The following is a 26,776-nucleotide window of genomic DNA, read 5'->3' as shown; positions in this document are numbered from 1 at the left end:
GGGCGATGATCGATCCGGACATCAAGAAGCAACTGGCCGAGTATCGCCAGTCGATCGACAATATCGACGCCGCCCTGGTGCATATCCTGGCCGAGCGCTTCCGCTGCACCAAGGCGGTCGGCGTGCTCAAGGCCACCCACGATTTGCCGCCGGCGGACCCGGCGCGCGAGGAATACCAGATCGAACGCCTCCGCCGCCTGGCGAAGGACGCCAATCTGGACCCGGATTTCGCGGAGAAGTTCCTGAACTTCGTCATCCGCGAGGTGATCCGGCATCATGAAGCCATCGCCGCCGATTACAGCGGCTCCAACAACCAGCATACCGCTTAGAGAAAAGCGGTCAGTCATTCGCTCAAGGAGAAATGAAATGTCCCTGAAGATCCGTCTCGCCCGTGGTGGTTCCAAGAAGCGCCCCTACTACCAGATCGTCGTTGCCGACGCCCGTTCGCCGCGCGACGGCCGCTTCCTGGAGAAGGTCGGTTCCTGGAACCCGATGCTCGGCAAGGAAGACGCCAAGCGCGTCGAGCTCGACGCCGACCGTATCAAGGACTGGCTTGCCAAGGGCGCCCAGCCGACCGACCGTGTCCTGCGCTTCCTGAACGAGGCCGGCCTTGCCAAGCGCGACGCCCGCAACAACCCGGAAAAGGCAAAGCCGGGCAAGAAGGCGCTCGAGCGCGTTGCCGAGAAGAAGCAGAAGGCCGAAGACGCCGCTGCTGCCGCTGCTGCCGAGTAATCGCCGGCCGGGCCAGATTCCAGCGGGCGGCGTGTCTCATGCCGCCCGTTTTCGTTTGGGCCCCAACCCTTGTCTGATTGTGTGAGCGCGGACCGGATCGATGAACAAACTTCAAAACCCCGTGCTGATGGGCACGATCGGCGCAGCGCAGGGCCTGCGCGGCGAAGTCCGCGTCAAGAGCTTCACGCTCGACCCCGTTTCGCTCGGCGACTACGGAAACCTCCACAGCGAGGACGGCCGGGTCTTCGAGGTGCTGGAGATCCGCGAGGCCAAGGAGATGGCGGTGGTCCGTTTCCGCGGCGTGAACGATCGCACGGCGGCGGAAGCGCTGCGGGGCCTGGACCTCTACATCGAGCGCGACAAGCTGCCGGACGAGGAACTGGACGACGACGAGTTCTTCTATGCCGATCTCGAAGGACTGGAAGCGGTCGATGCGACCGGGCGCAGCCACGGCACCGTCAGCGGCATCTTCGATTTCGGCGCCGGCGATCTTCTGGAACTGAAGGGGCCCGGCAGGCGGCCGGTACTCATTCCCTTCTCCGAGACGGCCGTGATCGAGATCGATCTCGAAAACGGCCGTCTGCTGATCGATCCCGTCGCTGCCGGCCTCGAGGGCGACGACGAGGAGGGGCCGGGCAGCCGCAGGCGGCGCCCGCCGCGCAAGGAGGAATGACGTGGCTTTCCGCGCCACCGTCCTGACCCTCTACCCGGAGATGTTTCCGGGCTTTCTCGGCCAGTCCCTGTCCGGCAAGGCGCTTGCGCGCGGCGACTGGCTGCTGGAGACGGTGCAGATCCGCGATTTCGCCACCGATCGCCACCGGACCGTGGACGATACGCCGGCCGGCGGCGGAGCCGGCATGGTGCTCAAGCCCGACGTGCTCGCAGAGGCGATCGACCACGCATCGCCGGAGGGTGACACGCGGCCGCGGCTGCTGATGAGCCCGCGCGGCCGGCCGCTGACGCAGCAACGCGTCCGCGAGCTTGCGGCGCAGGAAGGCGCGGTCATCGTCTGCGGCCGGTTCGAGGGCGTGGACCAGCGCGTGATCGACGCGCGCGGGCTCGAAGAGGTCTCGATCGGCGACTACATCCTTTCCGGCGGGGAGCCGGCGGCGATGATCCTGCTCGACGCGGTCGTGCGCATTCTGCCCGGCGTGATGGGCAATGCGCTGTCCGGCGTCCATGAGAGCTTCGAGGGCGGGCTTCTGGAGCATCCGCACTATACGCGGCCGCAGGTCTGGGAGGGCCGGGAGATCCCGCCGGTGCTGACTTCCGGTCACCACGGCGAGATCGAGAAATGGCGGATCGCGGAGGCGCGCCGGTTGACCGGGGAGCGCCGCCCGGACCTGCTCGGCCCTCAGCCCGAGACGAAATAATAGACCGTCAGGATCCCGCCGACCGCGACGACGAGGGCGCGGATGACTGTCTGCGGAACGCGGCGGGCCACCCAGACGCCGGAATAGCCGCCGATCGCGCCGGCGGGGATCATCACGGCCGCCTGCGGCCAGCCGACCACTTCGCCGCTTGCGAAGATGACGATGGCGATGCCTGCGACCACCATGGCGAGAAAGTTCTTCAGCGCGTTCAGCCGGTGGTAGTCTCCGCCCTTGGAGAGGCCGAGCACGGCGAGCGTCATGATGCCCATGCCGGCACCGAAGAAGCCGCCGTAGATCGAGGTCGCGAACTGGCCGGCGAGCCCGAGCGGGCCGAGCGGCTGTTCGGCATGCAGATGCTTCGGCTTCAGGAGCGGGCCGGCGGCGAAGACCGCGGTCGCGCCCAGCAGGAGCCAGGGCACGAGCGCGCGGAAGCCCGGATTGGACATGGAGAGCAGGATCAGCGCGCCGGCAAGCCCGCCGACCAGCGACAGCGCGCCGACGACGCGCGCCTCCTTCCAGTCGGCGCGGATCTCGCGCCGATAGGCGAGGGCGGAGGTGACGTAGCCGGGGAACTGGGTGATGGAGGAGGTGGCGTTGGCGACGATCGGCGGCAGGCCGGTGAGCGTCATGGCGCCGAAGGTGAGAAAGGTGCCGCCGCCGGCAATCGCGTTGACCACGCCGGACAGGAAGCCTGCGACGAACAGAATTGCGGCATCGACGATCGACATGATATCTCCCTGTAGTGTCCCCCTGGCCGCCTCGGCGCGGCGGCCATTCCTCCTGGAGCGCTGATATCGCCCGCAGTCGTCGGCCGCAATCCTCCAAAAGCCGGAAGGGCCGATGATTTATCGCGCTGCGAGGGATGACAAGCGCTGCCGAATGGTGTATTGCGCGCACGGTTTTGGGATCGTCCCGGAAAGCCGAAAGCAAAGAATGGCGAATCCGCTCCTGTCCGGCAACGGGCATTTCCCCGAGGTTCTCACCGAAGGGACAAGGTCGAGCGCTCTGGCTGTTTCAGAAGAACGTAAAGGTTAGACCGATGAACATCATTGAACAGCTCGAGGCCGAACAGGCCGCAAAGATCGCCGCCAAGCGCACCCTTCCGGAATTCTCCCCGGGCGACACGCTCCGCGTCAACGTCCGCGTGACGGAAGGCAGCCGTACCCGCGTGCAGGCCTATGAGGGCGTCTGCATCGCCCGTTCCGGCGGCGGCATCAACGAGAGCTTCACCGTCCGCAAGATCTCCTACGGCGAAGGCGTCGAGCGCGTGTTCCCGATCTTCTCGCCGCTCGTCGAGAGCGTCGAAGTCGTCCGCCGCGGCAAGGTCCGTCGCGCCAAGCTCTACTACCTGCGCGACCGTCGCGGCAAGTCGGCTCGTATCGTCGAGAACACCGGCACCCGCGCCCGCAAGCTGAACGACGCCGAGCGCGCCGCCGTCGCCGAGGAAAAGGCACGTCTCGAGGCCGAGAAGGTCGCAGCCGCACAGGCGCTCGCCGCCGAGAAGGCAGCAGCTGAAGCCGCCGAGGCAAAGGCCGCCGAAGAGGCAGCAAAGAACGCTGAAGCAGCGGCAGAATAAGTTATCGATCCCATCGGATTGACGAAAAGGCGGCTCTCGGGCCGCCTTTTTGCCGTCTGCTACCGGCTAACCGTCTGCTCCGCTGCGGGAAAAGCCCTTCTCGCGAAAAGGCCGCCCGCCGGCAACGGGATGCCAATCCATATCAGCAGGAGAATGCCGGTCGCGGCGCGAAGCCAGGCGTTTCGGCGGGACTGCGAGAGGTCGATTGATTCCAGGATGGCCTGAGCGTCACCCGCTTGCGATGCAGGAACACGAAGTTCGATTCCCCCAAGCGCCGTGACGTGATGCCATGCGACAGACGCATGATGATAAGAATGTGGCAGCACGAAAATGCCGGCAGCCCCCAGGATCGAGATGGCCAAAGCGGCTGCTTCCGTGCCATAAGCCCAGCCCACAGTTACAAAATCCCGCGACCTCAAAGGCATGCCAGCTCCGATACCACAAGAGCAAATGCCAGCCACTGCATTTGCCTGGATGCGCTATATTCTTCCAGTTGCTTCCGTACAGCGTTGCATATCAGAAGATGCCACTGGAAGTTCATTTCCGCCGAGTATGGTCGGAAAGGTCGGATTTTTCGCCCGCGCAGTGACCGGAGCACATTCAAGCTTGCCAGTATCGATTGTTCTGTGACACGTTTCGCGTGCCACACTCTCTCTGGAGCACTTCGATGTTTTCCCGCCGTACCGTTCTCGCCGGGCTCTCCGCCCTTGCCCTCATGCCCGTCACGGCCTCTGCGGCCGGGCTTCCGGATCTCGGCGGCAAGACGGTCGTGGTCGTCACCGAGAACGCCTATCCGCCGCTGCAGTTCGTCGATCCGAAGAGCGGCGAGCAGGTCGGCTGGGAATACGATGCGATGAACGAGATCGCCAAGCGGCTGAACTTCAAGGTCGAGTACCAGAACACGAGTTGGGACGCGATGATCCAGGCGGTTCATGACGGCCAGTACGAGATCGGCATGACCGGCATCACCATCAAGGACGACCGCAAGGAGAAGGTCGATTTCTCCGATCCCTACATGCGCTCCCAGCAGTTCATGCTGGTCCGCGGCGACGAGGACCGCTTCACCGACGCCAAGAGCTTCGGCGCCTTCGCCGACGGCCTCGTCGGCGCGCAGCCGGGCACCTCGCCGTTCTATGCCGCCGTCTACGAGATCCTCGACGGCAACGAGCAGAACCCGCGCATCAAGCTGTTCGAAACCTTCGGGGCGACGGTACAGGCGCTGAAGGCGGGCGACGTCGACCTGGTGCTGACCGACAGCGTTGCCGCCAAGGGCTATGTCGACGCGTCCGACGGAACCCTGAAGGTGATCGGCGACCCGCTCGGCACGGAAGACTTCGGCTTCATCTTCCCCAAGGGGTCGGAACTCGTCGCGCCCGTCAACGCCGCGATCGCCGAATTGAAGGCGGACGGCACGCTGGACGCTTTGAACAAGAAGTGGTTCCTCGACTACAAGATGGGCCAGTAAGCCCTTCATGGCTGCCGCATCCCGGAATTCGGACACGACGAAGGGCGACTATCCCTGGTGGCTGGTCGCCCTTGTCGCGATCGGTCTTGCGCTCGCCGTCGTGATCGCCGCCAACGAGATCTACGCGCAGGTCTTCGGCGTGATCCTGCAGGGCCTGTGGGTGACGATCTTCGTCACCGTCGTCGGCTTTCTGCTGGCCACCCTTCTCGGGCTCGGCGTGGCGCTGCTCGGCCTCTCCGACCACGTGGCGCTGCGCCAGGCTGCCCGCTTCTACACGGAAGTGATCCGCGGCGTGCCGATCCTGGTGCTCTTGTTCTATATCGCCTTCGTCGGCGCGCCGGCGGTCGTGGCGTTCGTGAACTTCGTGATCGGCCCCCTCGTCGCCGCCGGCTATGTCGAGCCCTTATTGGTGCGGGACGTCTCGCTGATGTGGCGGGCGATCCTGGCACTGACGATCGGCTATTCCGCCTTCATCGGCGAAGTGTTCCGCGCCGGCATCCAATCGGTGGACAAGGGACAGGTCGAGGCAGCCAAGGCGCTCGGCCTGTCGCGCAGCCAGCGCTTCCGCCTCGTCGTGCTGCCGCAGGCGATCCGCGTCATCCTGCCGCCGCTCGGCAACGACTTCGTAGCGATGGTGAAGGATTCCTCGCTCGTCTCGGTGCTCGGCGTCTCCGACATCACCCAGATGGCGAAGATCTATGCCTCCGGCTCCTTCCGCTTCTTCGAGACCTATTCGATCGTCGCCTATGTGTACCTGATCCTGACGATCGGACTGTCGCTGGCGCTGCGGGGCGTGGAGAGGCGGCTGCGCAGGGGAGCCGGGAACTGAGGCGTCTGCCCGTGCAATATTGCTGCCTGCCGGTAAAACTGGTATAGGCCGGCCATGGAATCCAAATTCGCATGCATTGGCGCGCGTATTTTCGTACTGCAGGACCACAAGCGCCTGCCGGTACGGTTCTTCGCGCGGGTATGCGGGGCGCTTACGAGCCGCCTGGCCTGATCCTCGCCGGATCCGCGGCCCGGCCGCATTTGTATTCCAATTTCCATCGCATCACTCGGATGAAGAGCCATGAGCGCACCTCGTACCCTCTATGACAAGATCTGGGACGACCATGTCGTCAACACGCAGGAAGACGGCACCTGTCTTCTCTACATCGACCGGCACCTCGTTCACGAGGTGACCTCGCCGCAGGCCTTCGAGGGCCTGCGCATGGCCGGTCGCAAGGTTCGCCATCCGGAAAAGACGCTCGCCGTCGTCGACCACAACGTGCCGACCTCGCCGGATCGCAAGAACGGCATCAAGAACGAGGAAAGCCGCATCCAGGTCGAGGCGTTGGCCAAGAACGCTGCCGACTTCGGCGTCGAGTACTATTCGGAGAACGATATCCGCCAGGGTATCGTGCACATCGTCGGTCCCGAGCAGGGCTTCACGCTGCCGGGCATGACGATCGTCTGCGGCGATAGCCACACCTCCACGCACGGCGCCTTCGGCGCGCTGGCGCACGGCATCGGCACGTCCGAGGTCGAGCACGTGCTCGCCACGCAGACGCTGATCCAGAAGAAGGCGAAGAACATGCTGGTGCGCGTTGACAACCAGCTGCCGCCCGGCGTCACGGCCAAGGACATCATCCTCGCCATCATCGGCGAGATCGGCACCGCCGGCGGCACCGGCTACGTCATCGAGTTCGCCGGCGAGGCGATCCGCTCGCTGTCGATGGAGGGCCGCATGACGATCTGCAACATGACGATCGAAGGCGGCGCCCGCGCCGGCCTGATCGCGCCGGACGAGACGACCTTCGCCTACGTCAAGGACAAGCCGCGCGCGCCGAAGGGCAAGGCCTGGGACATGGCGCTCGACTACTGGAAGACGCTGCACACCGACGAGGGCGCGCATTACGACCGCGTCGTGGTGCTGGATGCGGCCAACCTGCCGCCGATCGTCTCCTGGGGCTCCTCGCCGGAAGACGTCATTTCCGTCCAGGGCAGCGTTCCCGATCCGGACGAGATCGCCGACGAGACCAAGCGGGCCTCCAAGTGGCGCGCGCTTGACTATATGGGCCTGAAGCCGGGGACGAAGATCACCGACATCAATATCGACCGTGTCTTCATCGGTTCCTGCACCAACGGCCGGATCGAGGACCTGCGGGCCGTCGCCAAGGTGGTCGAGGGCAAGAAGGTCGCTTCGACCGTGTCCGCCATGATCGTTCCGGGCTCCGGTCTGGTGAAGGGACAGGCGGAAGCCGAAGGTCTCGACAGGATCTTCAAGGAAGCCGGTTTCGACTGGCGCGAGCCTGGCTGTTCGATGTGCCTGGCGATGAACGACGACCGGCTGAAGCCCGGCGAGCGTTGCGCCTCGACCTCGAACCGCAACTTCGAGGGCCGCCAGGGCTTCAAGGGCCGCACGCACCTCGTCTCGCCGGCCATGGCGGCGGCAGCCGCCGTTGCCGGCCACTTCGTGGACATCCGCGAATTCAACTGACTGCCTGGCGGTGCCATCTGATCGCGAGGGCCGTCCCGTCCGGGGCGGCCCTCATGCATTTTGACAGCCGAAACGGTCGCATTTCATGCTTCGGGGCTTTGTGGATGCACGCAATTGTCGCAAGATCGGCGGCACGCTCTTGCGCCACGCACTGATAAGGAACGGACATGACCGATCGCCGCCTCTTGCTGTTGCGCCACGCCAAGTCCGCCTGGCCGGACGGGGTTGCCGACCGCGAGCGGCCGCTCGCGCCGCGGGGGCAGAAGGCGGCCCCGCGCATCGGCGAATATCTTCAGGCCGAGAAGCTCATCCCCGATCTCGTCCTCGTCTCCAGCGCCCGCAGGACCGTGGAGACATGGGCACTGGTCGCGCCCCGTCTGCCGAAGGGCACGGAAGGGCGCGAGATCGACGTCCTCTACGAGGCGCCGGCCAACCGGCTGCTGGAGATCGTTCGCGCGACCGATGCGTCGGTTCGCACCCTCATGCTGATCGGGCACAATCCGGGCCTGCAGCATTTCGCCGCCGCGCTCATCGGAGCCGGGGAGGGCAGGGCGCTGAGGAGGCTTGAGGAAAAGTTTCCGACGGCGGGACTGGCGGTGATCGACCTGCCGCTCGCGCTCTGGTCCGACCTGCATGCGGGGACAGGCACGCTCGAGCGCTTCGTGACGCCGCGATCGCTGGAATGACAGGTGAGGGCGGCCGGAAGGGTTCCCGGCCGCCGGTGGCAAGAGGTCGTGTCGCCGCGCTCAGAAATCGGCTGTCTTCGGATCAGGCCCGATGCGGGCGTCCGCGCGGTCCAGCGCGGCAATCGCGGCCAGGTCGTCGTCGTCCAGCTTGAAGTCGAACACCTGGAAGTTTTCCTCGATCCGCGACGGGGTCACCGATTTCGGGATCACGACCAGGCCGTTGTCGATATGCCAGCGGATGATCGTCTGCGCCGGCGTACGGCCGTGCTTGCGTGCGACCGCGCCGATCGTGGGGTCGTCCAGCAACTGGCCCTGGCCGAGCGGGCTCCAGCTTTCGGTCACGATGCGCCGCGGGGCATGGGCCTGACGCGCCGCCTTCTGCTGAAAGTCGGGATGAAGCTCGATCTGGTTGATCACCGGCTCCTCGCCGGTCTCGGCAATGATCATCTCGAGATGCTCGGGATAGAAGTTGGAGACGCCGATCGACCGTGCGCGGCCCTCTGCCTTCAGGCGCACGAATGCCTTCCAGGTGTCGACGTAGAGGCCCTTCCGCGGCGCCGGCCAGTGGATGAGGTAGAGATCGACATAGTCGGTGCCGAGACGCTTCAGGCTTTCGTCGAAGGCCTTCAGCGTGGAATCGAAGCCCTGGCTGTCGTTCCAGAGCTTGGTGGTCAGGAAGATGTCCTTCCGGTCGACGCCGGACGAGCGGATGCCCTCGCCGACGCCTTCCTCGTTGCCGTAGATGGCCGCGGTGTCGATATGGCGGTAACCGGCGGCGAGGGCCGTCTTGACCACCGGCGCCGCCACGTCGTCGGGCGTGCGCCAGACGCCGAGTCCGACCTGGGGGATGGTGTGGCCGTCGCTAAGGGAGATGGCAGGGGTCTGGGTCACGAAAGGTCTCCATGTATGAATGCGTCAAATCGGATGACAGGCGCCGGTGCGGAACGCCCGCGGGGAGGCCGCAGGTCCTGGCGCGACCAGAAAGATATAGGAACCCGGTCCAAGGTTTCCACCTCGGTCGGCAGGAGGCCGGGGCGATGCGCAGCGCGGGATCAGACCACCTTCAGCATCGTTGCGCGGCCAAGATGCGGCAGCAGCCGGCGCATGTCGGCGGCGCGGATGGCGACGCATCCAGCCGTCGGCTCGAAACCGGGACGGATCAGGTGGAAGAAGATCGCCGATCCCAGGTTCCGACGGCGGGAGGTGACGTTCCAGTCGAGCACCAGGCAGGCGTCGTAGAGCCCGTCCTTGCGCTTCATCTCCTCGTGGCTCGGCCCGAAGGGGCTGCGGACGAGGCGATTGTAGTTCGGATCGCGCGGATCGTCGCACCAGAGCATGTCCGGGCGGATGCGCCGCATCGGCAGCCGGGTGGACATTCCCCGCATCCGGTCGCCGCGGAAGAAGCCGCCAAGCAGCCGCATCGCGGCGATCGGCGTGGCGCCGTCGCCCTCGCGCTTGCGGGTAGTGGTACCGCTCCGGCCGATCGCCGCGGGGATGGACAGGATGCCGTATTGCAGGATGGCGCGGCTTTTCGTCCGAGGCGCGCGCCGGACCACGATTGTGCCGCGATTGTCTGGTGCTGTCGCTTTTGCCCGTCTCATCACCGGTGCCTATCCATTGCTCACGCGAATGTGCGTTGCCCGGAAAACCGGGTCCAAGCATATGCTCGCCGGTGGGCGTCGGGATTGCATATATCCTTGGCGGACTTGCCAAAAGGCCAATTTCGCATAGGTTCAGTTCAATATTCGAAGGGAAGCATATGACATCGCGAACCATCCTCATTGTCGATGACGACAACGACTTGCGCGAGACGCTGGTCGAGCAGCTTGCGCTCTACGAGGAGTTCACGATCCAGCAGGAATCGACCGCGGCGAAGGGCATCCAGGCCGCCCGCGCCACCCAGGTCGACCTGCTCATCATGGATGTGGGCCTGCCGGACATGGACGGCCGCGAGGCCGTCAAGCTGCTGCGCAAGGGCGGCTTCAAGGCGCCGATCATCATGCTGACCGGCCACGACACCGATTCGGATACGATCCTCGGCCTGGAAGCTGGCGCGAACGACTATGTCACCAAGCCGTTCCGCTTCGCCGTGCTGCTCGCGCGCATCCGCGCGCAGCTGCGCCAGCACGAAAGCAGCGAGGACGCCACCTTCACGGTCGGTCCCTACACGTTCAAGCCCGGCCAGAAGCTCCTGACCATGGAGAACGGCCAGAAGATCCGGCTGACGGAGAAGGAGGCGGCGATCATCCGCTACCTCTACCGGGCGGACCAGAAGGTGGTCACGCGCGACGTGCTGCTGGAAGAGGTCTGGGGCTACAATTCCGGTGTCACCACCCATACGCTCGAGACCCATGTCTACCGGCTGCGCCAGAAGATCGAGCGCGATCCGTCCAATGCGCAGATCCTCGTCACCGAGAACGGCGGCTACAAGATCGTCCCTTGAGGGCGCATCGCGATCCGTCATTGCCGGGATAGCCCCGGGATTTCCGGGCCGGACGCTGGACGCGGCCCGGCCTTGTCGGCTATTCATGCAGGCAACAGACCATGGCCGATGCCGCGCTCGGCCGGATGACGGAGGCGCCGCTTGGCTCTCATCGACGATATCAGGCTTTTCGCCCAGGTGCCGCTCTTTGCGGGCCTGTCCGAGGACAAGCTGCGGCTGATGGCGTTCGGTGCTGAGCGGCGGCGCATCGTCGAGGGCCAGACGCTCTTTCGCGAAGGGGCGTCGGCCGATTGCGGCTACGTCGTCGCTTCGGGAAGCTTTCGCTTGTCGTCGACGGGGCGGGACGGATCGGTCCGCCACGAGGGCGTGGCAGCCGTCGGAACGCTTCTTTCGGAGCTTGCGATGATCTCCGTCATCGAGCGGAAGTTCACGGCGACGGCGGTCGAGGACAGCGAGGTCATCCGCATCAACCGCCCGCTCTTCCGGCGCATGTTGGAGGAATATCCGGACGTGGCCGTGATGGTGCAGGGGCGGATCCGCGCCAACCTGGCGGCGATGATCGACGGCGCCTCCGGCATGGCCGGGCGGTTCGCCTGAGGCCCGTTCGCCTTCGCCTCACGTCTTGTTTTCTCGCATGTCGTTGTCGCAAGACCGCTGCACGGTCTGGCGCGACAGGCTTTAGAGATCGAAGGTGGCGATGACCGGGACGTGGTCGGACGGGCGCTCCCAGCCACGGGCCTCGCGCAGCACGGTGATTTCCGACAGATGCGTATCCAGATCGGCGGACGACCAGATGTGGTCGAGCCGGCGGCCGCGGTCGGCTGCGGCCCAGTCCCGGGCCCGGTAGCTCCACCAGGTGTAGAGCTTCTGGTCGGCCGGGACCTTGCGGCGCATCAGGTCCACCCATGCCCCCCTGGTCATCACCTCGGTCAGGCCCTCGACCTCGACCGGCGTGTGGCTGACGATCTTCAGGAGCTGCTTGTGCGACCAGACATCGTGCTCCAGGGGCGCGATGTTCAGGTCGCCAACGAGGATCGACGAGATCCCCGCCTCCGCCTCGGCATGCAGCACCTTCATCTCCTCGATGAAATCGAGCTTGTGGCCGAATTTCGGATTGATCGTCCGGTCGGGCTCGTCGCCACCTGCCGGCACGTAGAAATTATGCAGCCGGATCGACTTGCCGCCGTGATGGAAGACGACGGAAACGTGCCGTGCATCGCCGACGCCGCAATAGTCGCGCCGCTCGACGAGTTCAGTCAACGGCAGGCGGGAAATCGTCGCGACGCCGTGATAGCCCTTCTGGCCGTGCATGACGATGTGCTCGTAACCGAGCGCCCGCAGCGGCTTGGAGGGAAACTGGTCGTTCGGGCACTTGGTTTCCTGCAGGCAGAGGATGTCCGGCGCATGGGTCTTGAGGAGATGCTCGACCAGGCCGATCCGCAGGCGCACGGAGTTGATGTTCCAGGTCGCGATCGAAAGGGTCATTCGGGCTTTTCCTCGTGGTGCCGGGTGGCAGGACGCGAGGTTCTTAGCCGATAAGCGCCCGGACCGGAATCGGTTTCGGGCTCTTGTTGTGCGAATTCAGGCCGTTGCGGCAGATTTGGCGACAGCGGGTTGCAAGAATGGCAAGGAAAGAGCCGCAAGCGTCGACGCTGCGGCTCTTCTCGGCTTCGTCGGGGGACCGTCAGCGGCCGTGGATCTCGTCATAGGGAACGGCGAAGACCTTGGGATCGAGCGGCACACCGTTCCTGACGTTGAAGATCATCACCGACGTGTCCTTGCCCTGGGCATCCCTGATCGTCCACTGGCGAAGGTCGTAGGTCTTCGGATCGAACATCATGGTAATGGTCGAGGAACCGAACATGTTGCGGTCGCCCAGGACGATGGTGATGAGGTCGTCCTCCTCCTTCACGCCGCGGACCATCTTGGTGGAGAGATCGATCTGGTTGCCGAGAAGAAGCTTCAACGGCGTCTTCGACAGCGGATAGACGTCCCAGGTCTTGAGCTTGCGGTTGCCGATGACCACCGTGCGGCCGTCGGAGATGACGCGCATCGGCGAGGGATCCTCATAGTTGAAGCGGATCTTGCCCGGGCGGCTGATGAAGAACTTGCCACCGGTCTGCTCGCCGCGGGGGCCGAACTGCACGAACTCGCCCATCATCGTCTTCACCGACGCGAAGTGATTGGCGATCCGCTGCGCCGTGCTCGAGGCCTGGGCCGCAGCCGGATCCGACGCGAGCAGGGACGGGCCGCCGGCCAGAAGCAGCGCCAGCAGCCCGGCAAAGTTCCTGCGCGTCATGTGGCCGGCCGGGGTCGTGTCGTCAGCGTTCATCGTGGTCTCCTTCATGCCGCTCTGAATGTCCGCCAAGTACGGCGTGATCATGGCGCGAGCCGGACGCCTGCGGCCGTTTCGGCACAGGTAGAGCGGTGCCTGTTCTCGTCAACGGCCCGTGACGTCGTCTTCCGTCGGAACCAGGATCTCGCGCTTTCCGGCATGGTTGGCCGGGCCGATCAGGCCCTCCTGCTCCATCCGCTCGATGAGCGAGGCGGCACGATTGTAGCCGATCCCGAGCCTGCGTTGAATATAGGACGTTGACGCCTTGCCGTCACGCAGGACCACGGCGACGGCCTGGTCGTAGGGGTCGTCGGAATCGTCCAGGTTGGCGGTGCCGGCGGGGCCTGCGCCATCCATGTCGTCCTCGTCGTCCTGGGTGATCGCGTCGAGATACTGCGGGGCGCCCTGCGCCTTCAGGTGGGCGACGACGGCCTCGACCTCGTTGTCGGATACGAACGGGCCGTGCACGCGCTGGATGCGCCCGCCGCCGGCCATGTAGAGCATGTCGCCCATGCCGAGCAGCTGTTCGGCGCCCTGTTCGCCCAGGATCGTGCGGCTGTCGATCTTGGAGGTGACCTGGAAGGAGATGCGGGTCGGGAAGTTGGCCTTGATCGTGCCGGTGATGACGTCGACCGAGGGGCGCTGGGTCGCCATGATGACGTGAATGCCGGCGGCGCGCGCCATCTGCGCCAGACGCTGGACGGCGCCTTCGATGTCCTTGCCGGCGACCATCATCAGGTCGGCCATCTCGTCGATGATGACGACGATGTAGGGCATCGGCTGCAGGTCGAACTCTTCGGTCTCGTACATCGCCTCGCCGGTCTGGCGGTCGAAGCCGGTCTGGACGGTGCGGGTGATCTGCTCGCCCTTGGCCAGCGCCTGCTCGACGCGGCTGTTGAAGCCGTCGATGTTGCGCACGCCGATCTTCGACATCTTCTTGTAGCGCTCCTCCATCTCGCGGACGGTCCACTTGAGGGCGACGACCGCCTTCTTCGGATCGGTGACGACGGGGGAGAGCAGGTGCGGGATGCCGTCGTAGACGGAGAGTTCGAGCATCTTCGGGTCGATCATGATCAGCCGGCACTGCTCCGGCTTCAGCCGGTAGAGGATCGACAGGATCATGGTGTTGATCGCGACCGACTTGCCCGAGCCGGTGGTGCCGGCGACGAGCAGGTGCGGCATTTTGGCGATGTCGGTGATGACAGGCTCGCCGCCTATGGTCTTGCCGAGCGCCATGGCGAGCTTGGCCTTGCTGGTCTCGAAATCGCGGGCGGCCAGCAACTCGCGCAGGAAGACGGTCTCGCGGCTCTGGTTGGGCAGTTCGATGCCGATCGCGTTGCGGCCGGGCACGACGGCGACGCGGGCGGCGATCGCGCTCATCGAGCGGGCGATATCGTCGGCAAGCCCGATCACGCGGGAGGACTTGATGCCGGGTGCAGGCTCCAGCTCGTAGAGGGTGACGACCGGGCCCGGGCGGACATGGATGATCTCGCCCTTGACGCCGAAATCCTCCAGAACCCCTTCGAGCATGCGGGCGTTCTGTTCCAGCGCGTCGGCGGAGAGCGAGGCGTCGCGGGCAACGTTGCGCGGCTCGGCCAGAAGATGCAGCGAGGGAAGCTGGAAGCCGCCCGGGGCGGCAAAGGAGGCCTGCGCCTCGCGCTCGATCCTCGCGCCCGTCTTGGGCTTCGGGGCGGCTGCGGCGATCCGCGAGCGCAGGCCCGCAGGTGCCGGCGCCTTGCGCGGCGCCCAATCGTCGTCCACGTCGTCCGGCAGGATGCCGGCCGGGCGCGGCAGGTCGTCCTCGTCCAGATCGTCGCCGTCATAGCCGTCCATCGCGGGCGGCGCGACGTTGCGACGGGCGCCGCCGTCGAGAGACGGCTCGACGCGCTCCGGCATCCGCGGCGCAACCTTGGCGCGGGTCGGCTCATTCAGCGTTCCGAATTCGTCATCGTTGAAATCATAGGGCTGCTCGACGGCGCGCGCGTGGGACTTGCCGCGGCCCGAGAGCCCGAACAGACGGCGCAGGCGGGCCTGGTTGGTGTACCAGGCATGGGTCAGCGCGCCGGCGATCACCATCAGCGGACCCTCGGCCTCGTCCTCCTCGTCGGGTTCGCTGACCGTGCGCGTCCGCTCGACGCTGGCGGACGGGGCGATCTCGTCCTCGTCCACCGGATCATTGCCGATCAGGCCGGCGCTGAAGACGAGCAGCCAGCCGGCCGGCACTGCGACGATCGCGCCGAGGATGCTGGCCAGGATGCCGGTCGGATAGGCGCCGGTGAAGAGCGCGGGAAAGCGCAGGATCATGTCGCCGAAGACGCCGCCGAGGCCGTTCGGCAGGGGCCAGGTGATCGGGGCGGGGATGCAGCTGAGTGCGGCCGAGGCGAGCACGGCGCCGACGAACCAGCAGCCGAGCCGCTTGACGATACGGGTGATGCCACGGTTCCGGATCAGCGCCAGCGCCCAGGCGACGACCGGAAGCAGGGCGATCACGCAGGCGAGCCCGAAGAACTGCATGAAGATGTCGGCGAAGGCGGCGCCGGTATAGCCGAGCGCGTTGGTCGGCTCGCCGCCGGATGCGTAGGAGAAGCTCGGGTCGGAGACGTTCCAGGTTGAGAGCGCCGCCACGGCCAGCGCCAGCGCGATGAACAGGCCGAAGCCTAGGAGCGCCCGGATCTGCCGCCACAGGAAGGCCGACAGAACAAATCGTTCGGGACGATTGTCCAGCATTGCCGTTGTGCTTCTCGCCATGTGTCTTCAGCCTGTCGCGATAGGTCTCGGTGAGGTCGTCCAGCCGGAGGGCATGGATGATATGCGACCCTAACGGGACAAGCGTTAATGGCGTATTAACCATGGCGCGCAGAGCGTCTCGCAGGCGAAAAAAGGCAAGCTTTCCTAAAAAAAAGCCCGGACCGTGAGGTCCGGGCCAAGACCTGATCGCTCAGGTCGCAAGGGCAAGTCGGACGGCGCCAGTCTCAACTGGCGCCGTCGTCGCATTGCATCAAACGTGGTAGGCGGCTTCGCCGTGGGAGGAGAGGTCGAGACCTTCGCGCTCGGCTTCTGCGGTGACGCGCAGGCCGACAACCACGTCGACGATCTTGTAGAGGATCGCGGAGACGATGCCGCACCATACGATGGTGATGACGACGGCGGTCAGCTGCGTCATGAACTGTCCGCCCATGGTGACGCCCTCGGCATAGCCGATGCCGCCGAGCGTGTCGGAGGCGAAGATGCCGGTTGCAAGCGCGCCGAACAGGCCGCCGATACCATGGACGCCGAACACGTCGGCGGTGTCGTCATAGCCGAACTTCGCCTTCACCACGGAGATGAAGAAGTAGCAGATCGGCGACACGATCAGGCCCATGACGATGGCGCCCATCGGGCCGACGATGCCGGCGGCCGGGGTGATGGCGACGAGGCCGGCGATCATGCCGGATGCTGCGCCGAGCATCGAGGCCTTGCCACGGGTGAAGGTCTCGACCAGCGACCAGGAGACGATGGCTGCCGCGGTTGCAATGAAGGTGTTCAGGGCTGCCAGCATGGCACCGCCGGAAGCCTCGAGGTTGGAACCGGCGTTGAAGCCGAACCAGCCCACCCAGAGCATGGCCGCGCCGACCAGCGTCAGCGTCATCGAATGCGGGGCCATCATGTCCTTGCCGTAGCCGATGCGCTTGCCGACCATGATCGCGCCGACGAGGCCAGCCACGCCGGCGTTGATGTGGACGACGGTGCCGCCGGCGAAGTCAAGCGCGCCCATGCCGAACAGCAGGCCGTTGGCATCCCAGACCATGTGGGCGACCGGGAAGTAGACGAAGGTGGCCCAGAGGACGCAGAACAGTACGGCTGCGGAGAACTTGATACGCTCGGCGAAGGCACCGACGATCAGTGCCGGGGTCAGAGCGGCAAAGGTCATCTGGAACATCACGAAGATGAACTCCGGAATGACGACGCCGTCAGAGAAGGTCGCGGCCGTCGAGTCCATCGTGACGCCGGAGAGAAACAGCTTCGCCGTGCCGCCGAAATAGGGGCTGGTGGAGCCGCCGAAGGCGAAGGAGTAGCCGTAGATGACCCAGACGAGCATCATCACGGCGCCGATGATCGTGCACTGCATCAGCACGGACAGCATGTTCTTGGCGCGCACGAGGCCACCATAAAACAGGCCGAGGCCCGGCATCAGCATGAACAGCACGAGCAGGGTGCTGATGAACATGAAGGTGGTGTCGCCCTTGTCGGGGACAGGGGCCGCCGCGGCAGCTTCGGCGGCGGCCGGCGCGGTTTCCTGCGCAAAGGCGACGACGGGCGCGAGAACGGCCGCAGCGGCTGCGCTCAAGCGGCCAAGCATGTTGAGAGTATGCGATGACATTGATAGTGCTCCTGATCTGCCGGTGCTTACAGCGCTTCGGAATCGGTTTCGCCGGTGCGGATGCGGACGGCGTGGTCAATCGAGTAGACGAAGATCTTGCCGTCGCCGATCTGGCCGGTCTTGGCGGCAGACGCGATCGCCTCGACAGCCTTGTCGACGGTCTCGGTCGGGACGGCGATCTCGATCTTCAGTTTCGGGAGGAAGCTAACGGCATACTCGGTACCGCGGTAGATTTCGGTGTGTCCCTTCTGGCGCCCGTATCCCTTCACCTCGGTCACGGTGAGCCCCTGGATACCCACTGCGGTGAGGGCCTCTCGGACCTCATCGAGCTTGAACGGCTTGATTATTGCCATCACGATTTTCATCTGGATTCCCATCCTTCGTGTTCGCCCACGGCCGAAGCCGTTTCTCCTTGCTGCCGCAGGCATCATGCTGCAGCTGCCAAGCCTACACATTCAAGGGGCGTGCCAGATTCGATGCGTATCGTAACGCGTTGTTAAATAATGATTTTATCGACGACCTGCGCCGGGTGCCAAAAAAGCGCCAGTCAACGAGCGTAAATAATGGGCAACTTTTAGAAACTGCACTAAATTTATTCAGTTGCCTTTTTGCGGATCAACCCCTCCTGGGCGACCGAGGCGATCAGCAGGCCCTGGCGCGTGAAGAGGCTGCCGCGGGTCATCCCGCGGGCGCCCGACGCCGAGGGGCTGTCCTGGACAAAGAGCAGCCAATCGTCGAGCTGGCAGGGGCGGTGGAACCACATGGCGTGGTCGAGGCTCGCCACCTGCAGCGACCGGTCGAAAACCGAGGTACCGTGCGCGAAAAGGGCGGTGTCGAGCAGGGTCAGGTCGGAGAGATAGCCGAGGACGGCGGCCTGGAGGCGGCGGTCGTCCGGCACCGGGCCGGTGGCGCGCATCCACACGTTGCGGCTGGTCGTGCCGGCGACGGGGCCGGGATTGCTAGCGAACCCGATCGGGCGAAGCTCGATCGGCCGGGGCCGTTCCCAGTATTCGCGAATGGCCCTGGGGGCGGCGGCAAGGAAGCGCCGGCGCTCTTCGTCGTCCTGCAGCACCTGCTCCGGGGGCGGGACCTCCGGCATGGCGATGGCGTGGTCGAAGCCGGGCTCGTCGCCCTGGAAGGACGCCGTCATGAAATAGATCGGCTTGCCGTGCTGGACGGCGATGACCCGTCGCGTGGTGAAACCCGCCCCGTCGCGAATGCGGTCGACATCGTAGATGATCGGCACGGCGGGATCGCCGGGACGGATGAAATAGGCATGGAGCGAGTGAACGAAGCGATCCTCGGCGACGGTGCGGCTTGCGGCGACCAGCGCCTGGCCGATCACCTGGCCGCCGAACACCCGCTGCCAGCCCACCTGCGGGCTGCGGCCGCGAAAGAGGTTTTCCTCCAGCGTCTCGAGATCGAGCGTGGACAGAAGTTCCTCCATGGGGGAGCCATGTTCGACCGGACGCGACATTTGGACATTCTCCCGCTGTAGGAAACTCTGCCTGCGTCCTCTATATAGGATGCAAGGACGGCTCAAGGGTACGGAGACCAGCGATGATCGACATTCTTGTGGCGGGCGGCGGATATGTCGGACTGTCGCTTGCGGTGGCCTTGAAGAAGGCCGCGCCGCATCTGCAGATCGAACTCGTCGATCCGGCCCCGGCCGATGCCTGGCGGCGCGACGAGCGCGCCTCGGCACTGGTCGCCGCCGCCCGCAACCTCCTCGATGTCCTCGGCGTCTGGGACGAGATCGCGCCGGAGGCGGAGCCGATCCGCAGGATGGTGATCACCGATTCGCGCACGGCCGACCCCGTCCGCCCGGTCTTCCTCACCTTCGAGGGCGCGGGGACTGCCGAAGACGGCGCGCCGTTTGCCCACATGGTGCCGAACCGTGCTGTCACGGGAAGCCTGGTGGCGGCGGCGGAACCGCTGGGCCTGCCCATAAGCTGGGCAACCTCGGTGGTGGATTTTTCCACCGATCCGCATGCGAGCGCGATCCGCCTGTCGAACGGCGAGACGCGAAAGGCCCGCCTGCTCGTGGCCTGCGACGGCGTCCGCTCCAGGCTGCGCGACATCGCCGGCATCAAGACGGTCCGTTTCGACTACGGGCAGTCGGGGATCGTCACCACCGTCGAACACGAACGGCCGCACGAGGGCACGGCGGAAGAGCATTTCCTGCCGGCCGGGCCTTTCGCCACCCTGCCGATGAGGGGCAACCGGTCGTCGCTCGTCTGGACGGAGCGGACCGAGGACGCCAATCGCCTGATCGAAAGCGACGACCTGGTCTTCGAGGAGGAACTGGAGCGTCGCTTCGGCCACAAGCTCGGGACGCTGCGCGTGGTGGGCGGCCGCAGGGCCTTCCCGCTCGGGCTCACGCTCGCCCGTTCCTTCGTCGCCCCCCGTTTCGCGCTCGCCGGCGACGCCGCCCACGGCATCCACCCGATATCGGGACAGGGCCTCAATCTCGGCTTCAAGGACGTGGCGGCCCTTGCCGAAACGCTGATCGAGGCGGACCGGCTCGGCCTCGACATCGGCCTGCTTTCGGTGCTCGAGCGCTACGAGACATGGCGTCGCTTCGACACCTTCCGCATGGGGGTGACGACGGACGTGCTCAACCGGCTGTTTTCGAACGACATCACGCCGATGCGCGTGGCGCGCGACCTGGGGCTCGGGATCGTCGACCGGCTTCCGGGGCTGAAGTCCTTCTTCATCCGCCAGGCCGAGGGGCTCGCCGGTAGCGGCCAGCCGCGGATGCTCGTCGGCGAGGCGATCTGAGCCGGTGGCAGGGCCGCGGGTGTCGCGCTGTTTCAGTCCTTCAGTTCCCGCGCTTCCGACACGAGCATGATCGGGATGCCGTCGCGAACCGGATAGGCGAGCTTTGCGCGCTCGGAGACGAGCTCGCCGGTCTCTGCATTCCAGCTCAGCCGCCCCTTCGTCAGGGGGCAGACCAGAAGCTCCAGGAGCTTGGTGTCGACGCTATTGGTCTTGTTTTCCATCGGTCAGTCTATTGCAGGCGCGTATCGACGTCGCCGAAATTGCGGGCCAGAACGATCTCGGTGATGGCGATCAGCGTTTCGGCGCGCGTCTTCAGGTCCGGGGCTTCCAGCAGGGCCTGCTTCTCGGCCGGCCCGTAGGGCGACATCATCGACATGGAGTTGACGAGGGTGGTGTTGCTGGCCCGCTCGACGCTCTCCCAATCGGCCTCCAGCTTGTTGGCATCGAGATAGGCGCGGAAGGCGGACAAGAGCGCCTCGCGATCGACGCCGCGCTCGTCGTCGGCGCCGGAGAGGTCGCTGATGAACGGGGCGATCTTGAACGAGCGATAGGCCTTGCCGGTGCGTACCTCGCCGATCAGCCGGTAGCGGCAGATGCCGGTGAGCGAGGTGATGTATCGCCCGTCACCGGTCTCGGCGAAGGAGGTGACGCGGCCGAGGCAGCCGACCTGGCAGAGTGCGGGGGCTTCCGAGGAGGGATCGGAATCGACGTGATCGCCGAACACCGGCTGGACCATGCCGATCAGCCGGCTGCTCGCGAGCACGTCGTCGAACATCGCCAGATACCGCGGCTCGAAGATGTTGAGGGGCAACTGTCCGCCCGGCAGAAGCAGGGCGCCCGTCAGTGGAAACACCGGGATCGTTCCCGGTAGGTCGCCCGGCTTCAGATAGCGCGCATTCCCGACATGCATTGCATCGCCTTCCCGTCGCATTCGGCATGGCCAGCCGCGCTTGCGGCGGTTGGCAGCATCATGGCTTCTGAAATGGGGTCCGGAGCGGATTTCTCAAGGTGTGCGCGGGCGATGCGTCAGGAAAACAGGATCGACGACAGCTTGCGCCGGGCGGCGATCGTGGCCGGATCCTTCGGTCCCCACACCTCGAAGAACTGCAGGAGTTCGCGCCGCGCGGCGTCGTCCTCGAAAGTGCGGTCGCGCTTCATGATCGTCAGCAGATGGTCGGCGGCCGCGTCGCGGTTGCCCTCGACATTGCGAATCTTGGCAAGCTTCAGCCGCGCGGCATGGTCGTCCGGGTCGGCGGCAAGGGCCTGCTCGAGCGCCTGCGGATCGCCGAGCTTGCGGGCTTCCTCGATCTGCTCCAGCTGCTTGCGCACGGCGGCGATCGCCGGATCGGCGGCCGCCTCTTCGGGCGCCGAGGCGAGGATCTGGCGGGCGTTGTCGAGCTGGCCGGCGGCGATCATGCATTGCGCCATGCCGGCAAGCGCTGCGGCGTTGTCGGGTTCGGCCTGCAGGATGGCGCCGAAGAGATCGGCGGCGCCGCCGATGTCATGCTGGGCGAGGAGCGTCTTCGCCTCTTCGAGGATCGCCGCGATCTCGGCCTTCTGGTCGGCGTCGGCGGGGCCGGCGACCTTGTCGATGAAGGCGCGGACCTGGCTTTCCGGCAGGGCGCCCATGAACCCGTCCGCCGGCCTGCCGCCGACGAAGGCGATGACGGCGGGGATCGACTGGATGCCGAGCTGGCCCGCGATGGAGGGATGATCGTCGATGTTCATCTTGACGAGCTTCACCCGGCCGCCGGCTTCCTTGATCACCTTCTCGATGATCGGCGTCAGCTGCTTGCAGGGGCCGCACCACGGCGCCCAGAAATCGACGAGGACCGGCTGCTGGCGCGAGGCCTCGATCACGTCCTGCGCGAAGGTGGCAGTGGTCGTGTCCTTGACGAGGTCGGCCGCCGTTTCCGTGCCATAGTTGACGGCGCCGCTCATCTGTCCGCCAAACGACGTCGCATAGGGATTGTCGCTCATCTTCCTGCTCCTGCGGACCGCCGCCCGGCTTCGTTCAATGCTGCCTGAAGATCGTATGTCAGGAGGTCACTTTCAATACAAGCGGTTCGTGGCCGGTCGCCTCGACGAATCGCAACAGGTCGCCCGCGGCGATCGAGGTGGTCGCGTCGTTCCTGAGCGGGTGGGCGTTGATGATGTCGTTCTGCATCAGGTCCTCGTCGAGGATCAGCTTCACCTTCCGGCCGGTGTCGTTGATGACGCCGAAGGCGGTGACCGCGCCCGGAATGACGCCGAGATACTCCATCAGTTTCTCCGGCTTGCCGAACGAGACGCGGCTGGCCGCGCCGATGACCGCGTGGATGGTCTTCAGGTCGACGCTGGCGTTTTCCTCGACCGTCAGGAGGAAGTAGTTGTCCTTCTTGTCCTTGAGGAAGAGGTTCTTCGTGTGCCCGCCCGGGATCTCGTCGCGCAGCGCCACGGATTCGGCGACGGTGAAAACGGGCTGGTGGGTCTTCGTCGCATGCCCGATGCCGAGGCTGTCGAGAAAGGCGAAAAGATCGCCGTCGGTCTTCGGCGGCTGAATATCGGAGGTCATGTCCATGTCTGTTCCCAATCGTCACTTTCGCGCCGGCGCAAGCCCGCCCCGTCATCGCTGACCCGTCACCCTGTCGCCGCATGGAATAAAGCCTTCCAGGCGGGCAGGCAACGGGAATGGCAGGCGGCGGGAGAAATGGCGGGAGACCTGGCCGGGCAACCGGCCGAGGCTTGCGCCGTCGGCCCGAAAAATTCTGGAACATCGCGTCATTTCCCTGTTGCATTTGAAAATCGCTTGGGCCATATAGCGCCCGTCGCCGCAACGCAGCGACCTTCGGCCACCGACTACCCCAGGCCGTCGACGATGAGCGGGTGTAGCTCAGGGGTAGAGCACAACCTTGCCAAGGTTGGGGTCGGGCGTTCGAATCGCCTCACCCGCTCCATTCTTCCAAGACGCTGCAAGCCTCGGTTCGCCGGGGCTTTTGTGTTTTCTGGCGCGGTTGAGATCCCCCAGCCGTCGAGGTCGACGGAAGGGCGCGGTTACCGCAGGGATATAGGCTCCGGTTCCAGCGAGATCGTGGCGGTGGCGCGAATGTATGTCGACCTCGCTGCCAACGCCGTTGCCGCACAATTACTGTAACAACACTCCGCACCGATCTGCCATGTACCCATCGAGGATTTTTCTTAGTCGGGCGGAGATACAACGGTCGCATTGACTGGGAGTTCTGCCTATGCTCAACCTATGGTCACAATTTGTAGGATTAGGTTAGGGAACGAGCATGGCAGATATCACCGGGACGTCCAAGGGAGAAACCCTGAGCGCAACTCCGAGAAACGACGTCGTCAAGGGGCTGGGTGGCGATGATATCCTCTACGGTGGCCTCTCGAGTGACATCGAGGAGAACAACGGCGACGGCGACGACGTGCTTTACGGCGGAGCGGGCAACGATCAGCTTTTTGACGCCGGCGGTGAGGACCGGCTTTATGGCGGAGACGGCGACGACCTCATCGCGGTCTACAATCATGCCGCCATCGACAGCGGGAAACGGGGCGGCGACAAGATCTATGGCGGGGCGGGCGATGATGATATCCGGGTCAGCTACTCGATCGGCCCAAAATTGAAGGAAACAGTCTACATCGATGGAGGCAGCGGCGTCGATCGGGCCGTGCTCGACCTTTCCGGCTTTACGAGCGGTGCGACATTCACAGTCTCCGCCACCAAGACCGTCACCATCGGGTCCGTAACTTTGAAAGGGATCGAGCGGGTCTTTCTCGACGGCGGCGTCGGCGACGACAATTTTACCGGTGGGGCTGGTGCTGACTATCTTAAAGGTGGGCACGGCAACGACAGGCTGATCGGCAGAGCCGGCGATGACGAGCTTCATGGCAGCGTGTGGCAAGACGACCGGAGTTCCGAATATTACGGCTATTACCTCCCCGACGGCGACGACTACGTCGATGCAGGCGCCGGCAACGATACCATCACCGACTACGGCGGCGCCAACACCATCAGGGCCGGTTCCGGCGACGACAGGGTCGACATAGGTGAAGGCGGCGACTACTTCTGGTGGGAGAAGGGCCAAGATTTGGGTGACAGTGCTCCCGAGACCGTGCCTTTCGATGCCACGGCCAATGGGTCCTATACGGTCGACCTCGGGAGTGGAGACGATCGCCTCGGCTGGCGAGGCGGTCCGCTAGGCGCGCTGGATATCGATGGCGGGCACGGGTCCGACCATGTCTGGCTCGACTTCCGCTATGTCGGTTTCACCAAAGACCTGACATTCGCGCTCGCCTCCGTGGCAACGTTTACCAATGTATCGGTGACGCTGAAGAACATCGAAAGCGTTACGCTGTTTGGTGGGTCAGGAAATGACACCTTCACCGGCGGCGCGCTGGCGGACGAAATGGCCGGTGGCGGGGGCGACGACACGTTGGAAGGTCAGGGCGGTCATGACAGGCTGATCGGCGGGGCTGGCAGCGATACGATCAGGGGCGGAGCGGGTAACGACACGATCTATGGCGGCATGGCCTTCAGCAACGGCGACGGCACGTTGCGCCCCTATGACGACGACGTAGACGACGAGATCTATGGTGAAGCAGGAAACGATACGATTTATGCCGGCCATGGCGACACCGCAGACGGTGGAACGGGTATCGACACGCTCAACTTCGTTCTGGTTACAGAGGAAGATTTCGTCTTCGATTTCACGACCGGCACCGTTGCGGTCGATCCGGAAACGGTATTCAGCAATTTCGAGGTGCTGAATTATCGCGGAGGTACGGGCCGGGACAACGTGACAGGCGGCAGCCGCGGCGACACGCTGTTCGGCGAAACGGGGGACGATACGTTGATCGGTGGCGGCGGAAACGACACGCTCGACGGCGGCCGTGGGGCCGACGCCATGGAGGGCGGTGTCGGCAACGACATTTATGTCGTTGACAGCCGCAGGGACAAGGTGGTCGAAAAGACAAACGAAGGCACGGACCGTGTCGAGTCCTCGATCGACTACACGCTTACGGCGAACGTCGAGGACCTGACGCTGACGGGCAAAGCGCGTAACGGCACCGGCAACAGCCTCGACAACACCATCATCGGCAGCGATCGGAAGAACATGCTGGACGGCGGGGCCGGGGTCGACATCCTCAAGGGTGGCATGAACGACGACAGACTGATCGGCGGCGTTGGGGCTGACAAGCTCCACGGCGGGAGCGGATCGGACACCTTCATCTACAAAACGCTTCAGGACAGCACGCCCGGAAAGTCGGGCCGCGACACGATCTTCGACTTCTCCAAGATCGACAAGATCGACATTTCAGCTATCGATGCGAGCACGAAGAAGGGTGGCAACCAGGGCTTTACCTTCATTGGAACGGACGACTTCTCGAAGAAGGCCGGGGAACTGCGCTACGACAAGGGCAAGTCCAACACCTATATTCGTGGTGACGTGGATGGCGACGGCAAGGCGGATTTTGCCATTCATCTCGATGATGTGCGGACGCTCGACAAGGCCGATTTCATCCTTTGACAATTGAAGCCACGCGTTTTGAGCCGACGCCGACAGGGCGTCGGTTTGGAGCGCAGGTTGGTTTTCCGCTTTAAGGGTTCCCCGGGGGATCTATCGGCCCTTGGACGTAGAATCCCCCAGCGACCTCTACTCCTTCAATCCGTTCGTCTCGGCGACGAAATCCGACAGCATCGGGACGAAGTCCTCGCCGCGGCCGGCGCCGACGGCCTGGGCGAAGCTGTTGCGGACGGCGGCGCCGATCGGGTTGGCGGCGCCTGTGGCGTTGGCGAAGGCTGCGAGGTAGCTCATGTCCTTGAAGCCGTTGCGGATCGCGAACTTGTGGGCATTCGGGTCTCGCTCCAGCACGTAGCGGAAGAAGGTCTGGTAGAAGCCGCAATCCATGCGGCCGCCGCGGATGACGCTGTCGAAGGTCTCGGCGGTCAGGCCGGCCTTGCGGCCGAGCATCAGCGCCTCGGAATAGAGCGCGGCGTAGCCCATGGAGAGGAAGTTGTTGAGCAATTTCATCGTGTGACCAGTGCCGGTCGGGCCGGTGTGGATGACACGACCGGCGAAGGTGTCGAGAATCTGGCGGACGCGGGCGACATCGGCGTCCGCCCCGCCGACCATCACGTCCAGCGTGCCCGCGGCCGCATCCGCCGGCGTCCGCCCGAGCGGGGCGTCCAGCAGGGTGATGCCCTTTTGTGCCAGCCGCGCGGCCAGCGCGGTCGTCACCGAGGGGTCTGATGTCGAGCAGTCGACGATGGTCAGCGGCCGGCCGGCGGCCGCAATCCCGTCCGGTCCCTCGACGACGGCGAGCACTTCGGGCGAGCCGGTGACGCAGAGCACGACGATGTCGCATTCGCCGGCCATCTCACGCGCCGACTTCGCTTCCCGCGCGCCCTTCTCGACGAGGGCTTCGAGGGGGGCACGATTGCGGTGCGCCATCACGACCAGCGGAAAGCCCTTGGTCAGAATGTTGGCGGCCATGCCCTGGCCCATATAGCCGAGCCCGATAAATCCCACCGTTTGTTTCGTCATGACAGTTGGC

At 65.0% G+C, this 26,776-nt stretch carries 28 protein-coding genes and 1 tRNA gene; 14 read left to right on the top strand and 15 right to left on the bottom strand.

Annotation, left to right across the window (positions count from 1 at the left end; genetic code table 11):
* The first annotated feature begins 5 nt into the window (after positions 1-5).
* The 4 genes from LQK81_RS10675 to trmD all read left to right on the top strand — a co-directional run bounded on the left by LQK81_RS10675 (position 6) and on the right by trmD (position 2,105).
* A complete protein-coding gene (locus LQK81_RS10675) occupies positions 6-329 on the top strand; it encodes a chorismate mutase (RefSeq protein WP_230806142.1) in 324 nt (107 codons plus the stop codon).
* Positions 330-366: 37 nt separating this feature from the next.
* The gene (rpsP, locus tag LQK81_RS10670; RefSeq protein WP_230806141.1) at positions 367-732 is read left to right on the top strand and encodes a 30S ribosomal protein S16; all 366 of its coding nucleotides are present in this window, start codon (positions 367-369) and stop codon (positions 730-732) included.
* A 100-nt stretch (positions 733-832) separates the two neighbouring features.
* Complete coding sequence (rimM, locus tag LQK81_RS10665; RefSeq protein WP_230806139.1) at positions 833-1,405, top strand: ribosome maturation factor RimM; 573 nt, start codon at positions 833-835, stop codon at positions 1,403-1,405.
* A 1-nt stretch (position 1,406) separates the two neighbouring features.
* Positions 1,407-2,105, top strand: a complete 699-nt coding sequence (gene trmD / locus LQK81_RS10660; RefSeq protein ID WP_230806137.1) for a tRNA (guanosine(37)-N1)-methyltransferase TrmD — start codon at positions 1,407-1,409, stop codon at positions 2,103-2,105.
* Here the strand turns inward: trmD and LQK81_RS10655 are convergent.
* Positions 2,087-2,833, bottom strand: a complete 747-nt coding sequence (locus tag LQK81_RS10655) for a sulfite exporter TauE/SafE family protein (RefSeq protein ID WP_230806135.1) — start codon at positions 2,831-2,833, stop codon at positions 2,087-2,089. The genes trmD and LQK81_RS10655 overlap by 19 nt on opposite strands.
* 311 nt (positions 2,834-3,144) lie before the next feature.
* Here LQK81_RS10655 and rplS point away from each other — a divergent pair, with 311 nt between their 5' ends.
* Positions 3,145-3,681: a 50S ribosomal protein L19 gene (rplS, locus tag LQK81_RS10650; protein WP_230806133.1), complete on the top strand. Its 537-nt coding sequence runs from the start codon at positions 3,145-3,147 to the stop codon at positions 3,679-3,681.
* 59 nt (positions 3,682-3,740) lie between these two features.
* Here the strand turns inward: rplS and LQK81_RS10645 are convergent, their stop codons facing one another.
* Positions 3,741-4,043, bottom strand: a complete 303-nt coding sequence (locus LQK81_RS10645) for a hypothetical protein (protein ID WP_230806132.1) — start codon at positions 4,041-4,043, stop codon at positions 3,741-3,743.
* A 305-nt stretch (positions 4,044-4,348) separates the two neighbouring features.
* Between LQK81_RS10645 and LQK81_RS10640 the strand changes: the two genes are divergently transcribed.
* The 4 genes from LQK81_RS10640 to LQK81_RS10625 all read left to right on the top strand — a co-directional run bounded on the left by LQK81_RS10640 (position 4,349) and on the right by LQK81_RS10625 (position 8,311).
* Positions 4,349-5,146 carry a basic amino acid ABC transporter substrate-binding protein gene (locus LQK81_RS10640; RefSeq protein WP_230806130.1) on the top strand — a complete coding sequence of 266 codons (798 nt, stop codon included), beginning with the start codon at positions 4,349-4,351 and terminating at the stop codon, positions 5,144-5,146.
* Between the two features lie 7 nt (positions 5,147-5,153).
* The gene (locus LQK81_RS10635; RefSeq protein ID WP_230806128.1) at positions 5,154-5,975 is read left to right on the top strand and encodes an amino acid ABC transporter permease; all 822 of its coding nucleotides are present in this window, start codon (positions 5,154-5,156) and stop codon (positions 5,973-5,975) included.
* A gap of 240 nt (positions 5,976-6,215) precedes the next feature.
* Positions 6,216-7,625 carry a 3-isopropylmalate dehydratase large subunit gene (gene leuC / locus LQK81_RS10630; RefSeq protein ID WP_230806126.1) on the top strand — a complete coding sequence of 470 codons (1,410 nt, stop codon included), beginning with the start codon at positions 6,216-6,218 and terminating at the stop codon, positions 7,623-7,625.
* A gap of 167 nt (positions 7,626-7,792) precedes the next feature.
* On the top strand, positions 7,793-8,311 hold the full coding sequence (locus LQK81_RS10625) for a SixA phosphatase family protein (RefSeq protein ID WP_230806124.1): 519 nt from the start codon (positions 7,793-7,795) through the stop codon (positions 8,309-8,311).
* 60 nt (positions 8,312-8,371) lie between these two features.
* On the opposite strand, the gene LQK81_RS10620 is transcribed toward LQK81_RS10625, so the two are convergent.
* Positions 8,372-9,202, bottom strand: coding sequence for an aldo/keto reductase (locus tag LQK81_RS10620; RefSeq protein ID WP_230806122.1), 831 nt, complete (start codon positions 9,200-9,202; stop codon positions 8,372-8,374).
* 161 nt (positions 9,203-9,363) lie between these two features.
* The gene (locus LQK81_RS10615; protein WP_230806120.1) at positions 9,364-9,912 is read right to left on the bottom strand and encodes a L,D-transpeptidase family protein; all 549 of its coding nucleotides are present in this window, start codon (positions 9,910-9,912) and stop codon (positions 9,364-9,366) included.
* Between the two features lie 158 nt (positions 9,913-10,070).
* On the opposite strand from LQK81_RS10615, the gene LQK81_RS10610 reads away from it, so the two are divergent.
* Positions 10,071-10,754 (top strand): response regulator transcription factor, encoded by a 684-nt coding sequence (locus tag LQK81_RS10610; protein WP_230806118.1) that lies wholly within the window; start codon positions 10,071-10,073, stop codon positions 10,752-10,754.
* Positions 10,755-10,895: 141 nt separating this feature from the next.
* The gene (locus tag LQK81_RS10605) at positions 10,896-11,351 is read left to right on the top strand and encodes a cyclic nucleotide-binding domain-containing protein (RefSeq protein WP_230806117.1); all 456 of its coding nucleotides are present in this window, start codon (positions 10,896-10,898) and stop codon (positions 11,349-11,351) included.
* 81 nt (positions 11,352-11,432) lie between these two features.
* Here the strand turns inward: LQK81_RS10605 and LQK81_RS10600 are convergent, their stop codons facing one another.
* The 6 genes from LQK81_RS10600 to tesB all read right to left on the bottom strand — a co-directional run bounded on the left by LQK81_RS10600 (position 11,433) and on the right by tesB (position 18,926).
* A complete protein-coding gene (locus LQK81_RS10600) occupies positions 11,433-12,239 on the bottom strand; it encodes an exodeoxyribonuclease III (RefSeq protein WP_230806116.1) in 807 nt (268 codons plus the stop codon).
* Positions 12,240-12,438: 199 nt separating this feature from the next.
* Positions 12,439-13,101 carry an outer membrane lipoprotein carrier protein LolA gene (locus LQK81_RS10595; RefSeq protein WP_442967109.1) on the bottom strand — a complete coding sequence of 221 codons (663 nt, stop codon included), beginning with the start codon at positions 13,099-13,101 and terminating at the stop codon, positions 12,439-12,441.
* A gap of 93 nt (positions 13,102-13,194) precedes the next feature.
* Complete coding sequence (locus LQK81_RS10590; RefSeq protein WP_230806112.1) at positions 13,195-15,837, bottom strand: FtsK/SpoIIIE family DNA translocase; 2,643 nt, start codon at positions 15,835-15,837, stop codon at positions 13,195-13,197.
* Positions 15,838-16,087: 250 nt separating this feature from the next.
* Complete coding sequence (locus tag LQK81_RS10585; protein ID WP_230806110.1) at positions 16,088-17,449, bottom strand: ammonium transporter; 1,362 nt, start codon at positions 17,447-17,449, stop codon at positions 16,088-16,090.
* A gap of 26 nt (positions 17,450-17,475) precedes the next feature.
* Entirely contained in the window at positions 17,476-17,814 is a 339-nt protein-coding gene (locus tag LQK81_RS10580; protein ID WP_183803423.1) for a P-II family nitrogen regulator, read from the bottom strand.
* 227 nt (positions 17,815-18,041) lie between these two features.
* Positions 18,042-18,926, bottom strand: coding sequence for an acyl-CoA thioesterase II (gene tesB, locus LQK81_RS10575; protein WP_230806108.1), 885 nt, complete (start codon positions 18,924-18,926; stop codon positions 18,042-18,044).
* 83 nt (positions 18,927-19,009) lie between these two features.
* Here tesB and LQK81_RS10570 point away from each other — a divergent pair, with 83 nt between their 5' ends.
* The gene (locus tag LQK81_RS10570) at positions 19,010-20,230 is read left to right on the top strand and encodes a ubiquinone biosynthesis hydroxylase (RefSeq protein WP_230806106.1); all 1,221 of its coding nucleotides are present in this window, start codon (positions 19,010-19,012) and stop codon (positions 20,228-20,230) included.
* A 32-nt stretch (positions 20,231-20,262) separates the two neighbouring features.
* Here LQK81_RS10570 and LQK81_RS10565 read toward each other — a convergent pair whose 3' ends face one another.
* The 4 genes from LQK81_RS10565 to LQK81_RS10550 form a co-directional block, all read right to left on the bottom strand.
* Positions 20,263-20,451, bottom strand: coding sequence for a Trm112 family protein (locus LQK81_RS10565; RefSeq protein WP_230806104.1), 189 nt, complete (start codon positions 20,449-20,451; stop codon positions 20,263-20,265).
* A gap of 8 nt (positions 20,452-20,459) precedes the next feature.
* Positions 20,460-21,140: an LON peptidase substrate-binding domain-containing protein gene (locus LQK81_RS10560; protein WP_230806103.1), complete on the bottom strand. Its 681-nt coding sequence runs from the start codon at positions 21,138-21,140 to the stop codon at positions 20,460-20,462.
* Between the two features lie 116 nt (positions 21,141-21,256).
* A complete protein-coding gene (trxA, locus tag LQK81_RS10555) occupies positions 21,257-22,210 on the bottom strand; it encodes a thioredoxin (protein ID WP_230806101.1) in 954 nt (317 codons plus the stop codon).
* 58 nt (positions 22,211-22,268) lie between these two features.
* Positions 22,269-22,784 carry a prolyl-tRNA synthetase associated domain-containing protein gene (locus tag LQK81_RS10550; RefSeq protein WP_230806099.1) on the bottom strand — a complete coding sequence of 172 codons (516 nt, stop codon included), beginning with the start codon at positions 22,782-22,784 and terminating at the stop codon, positions 22,269-22,271.
* 307 nt (positions 22,785-23,091) lie between these two features.
* Here LQK81_RS10550 and LQK81_RS10545 point away from each other — a divergent pair.
* Together LQK81_RS10545 and LQK81_RS10540 are read left to right on the top strand one after the other, a co-directional pair.
* A tRNA-Gly gene (locus LQK81_RS10545) sits at positions 23,092-23,166 on the top strand.
* Positions 23,167-23,502: 336 nt separating this feature from the next.
* Positions 23,503-25,749, top strand: coding sequence for a calcium-binding protein (locus LQK81_RS10540; RefSeq protein WP_230806097.1), 2,247 nt, complete (start codon positions 23,503-23,505; stop codon positions 25,747-25,749).
* Between the two features lie 126 nt (positions 25,750-25,875).
* Here the strand turns inward: LQK81_RS10540 and LQK81_RS10535 are convergent, their stop codons facing one another.
* Positions 25,876-26,766, bottom strand: coding sequence for an NAD(P)-dependent oxidoreductase (locus LQK81_RS10535; protein WP_230806095.1), 891 nt, complete (start codon positions 26,764-26,766; stop codon positions 25,876-25,878).
* Between the last annotated feature and the right edge of the window lie 10 nt (positions 26,767-26,776).

This window comes from Rhizobium sp. GN54, from assembly GCF_021026345.1.
Taxonomy (GTDB): domain Bacteria; phylum Pseudomonadota; class Alphaproteobacteria; order Rhizobiales; family Rhizobiaceae; genus Mycoplana.
This window is presented reverse-complemented; position numbering and strand designations above follow the sequence as displayed.

Bases quoted from the DNA above. Each gene is read 5' to 3' on its own strand.
- LQK81_RS10675 (WP_230806142.1), top strand. From the start codon at position 6: ATGATCGATCCGGACATCAAGAAGCAACTGGCCGAGTATCGCCAGTCG.
- rpsP (WP_230806141.1), top strand. From the start codon at position 367: ATGTCCCTGAAGATCCGTCTCGCCCGTGGTGGTTCCAAGAAGCGCCCC.
- rimM (WP_230806139.1), top strand. From the start codon at position 833: ATGAACAAACTTCAAAACCCCGTGCTGATGGGCACGATCGGCGCAGCG.
- LQK81_RS10655 (WP_230806135.1), bottom strand. From the start codon at position 2,833: ATGTCGATCGTCGATGCCGCAATTCTGTTCGTCGCAGGCTTCCTGTCC.
- rplS (WP_230806133.1), top strand. From the start codon at position 3,145: ATGAACATCATTGAACAGCTCGAGGCCGAACAGGCCGCAAAGATCGCC.
- LQK81_RS10640 (WP_230806130.1), top strand. From the start codon at position 4,349: ATGTTTTCCCGCCGTACCGTTCTCGCCGGGCTCTCCGCCCTTGCCCTC.
- LQK81_RS10635 (WP_230806128.1), top strand. From the start codon at position 5,154: ATGGCTGCCGCATCCCGGAATTCGGACACGACGAAGGGCGACTATCCC.
- leuC (WP_230806126.1), top strand. From the start codon at position 6,216: ATGAGCGCACCTCGTACCCTCTATGACAAGATCTGGGACGACCATGTC.
- LQK81_RS10625 (WP_230806124.1), top strand. From the start codon at position 7,793: ATGACCGATCGCCGCCTCTTGCTGTTGCGCCACGCCAAGTCCGCCTGG.
- LQK81_RS10615 (WP_230806120.1), bottom strand. From the start codon at position 9,912: ATGAGACGGGCAAAAGCGACAGCACCAGACAATCGCGGCACAATCGTG.
- LQK81_RS10610 (WP_230806118.1), top strand. From the start codon at position 10,071: ATGACATCGCGAACCATCCTCATTGTCGATGACGACAACGACTTGCGC.
- LQK81_RS10600 (WP_230806116.1), bottom strand. From the start codon at position 12,239: ATGACCCTTTCGATCGCGACCTGGAACATCAACTCCGTGCGCCTGCGG.
- LQK81_RS10595 (WP_442967109.1), bottom strand. From the start codon at position 13,101: ATGAAGGAGACCACGATGAACGCTGACGACACGACCCCGGCCGGCCAC.
- LQK81_RS10590 (WP_230806112.1), bottom strand. From the start codon at position 15,837: ATGGCGAGAAGCACAACGGCAATGCTGGACAATCGTCCCGAACGATTT.
- LQK81_RS10585 (WP_230806110.1), bottom strand. From the start codon at position 17,449: ATGTCATCGCATACTCTCAACATGCTTGGCCGCTTGAGCGCAGCCGCT.
- LQK81_RS10580 (WP_183803423.1), bottom strand. From the start codon at position 17,814: ATGAAAATCGTGATGGCAATAATCAAGCCGTTCAAGCTCGATGAGGTC.
- tesB (WP_230806108.1), bottom strand. From the start codon at position 18,926: ATGTCGCGTCCGGTCGAACATGGCTCCCCCATGGAGGAACTTCTGTCC.
- LQK81_RS10570 (WP_230806106.1), top strand. From the start codon at position 19,010: ATGATCGACATTCTTGTGGCGGGCGGCGGATATGTCGGACTGTCGCTT.
- LQK81_RS10565 (WP_230806104.1), bottom strand. From the start codon at position 20,451: ATGGAAAACAAGACCAATAGCGTCGACACCAAGCTCCTGGAGCTTCTG.
- LQK81_RS10560 (WP_230806103.1), bottom strand. From the start codon at position 21,140: ATGCATGTCGGGAATGCGCGCTATCTGAAGCCGGGCGACCTACCGGGA.
- trxA (WP_230806101.1), bottom strand. From the start codon at position 22,210: ATGAGCGACAATCCCTATGCGACGTCGTTTGGCGGACAGATGAGCGGC.
- LQK81_RS10550 (WP_230806099.1), bottom strand. From the start codon at position 22,784: ATGACCTCCGATATTCAGCCGCCGAAGACCGACGGCGATCTTTTCGCC.
- LQK81_RS10540 (WP_230806097.1), top strand. From the start codon at position 23,503: ATGGCAGATATCACCGGGACGTCCAAGGGAGAAACCCTGAGCGCAACT.
- LQK81_RS10535 (WP_230806095.1), bottom strand. From the start codon at position 26,766: ATGACGAAACAAACGGTGGGATTTATCGGGCTCGGCTATATGGGCCAG.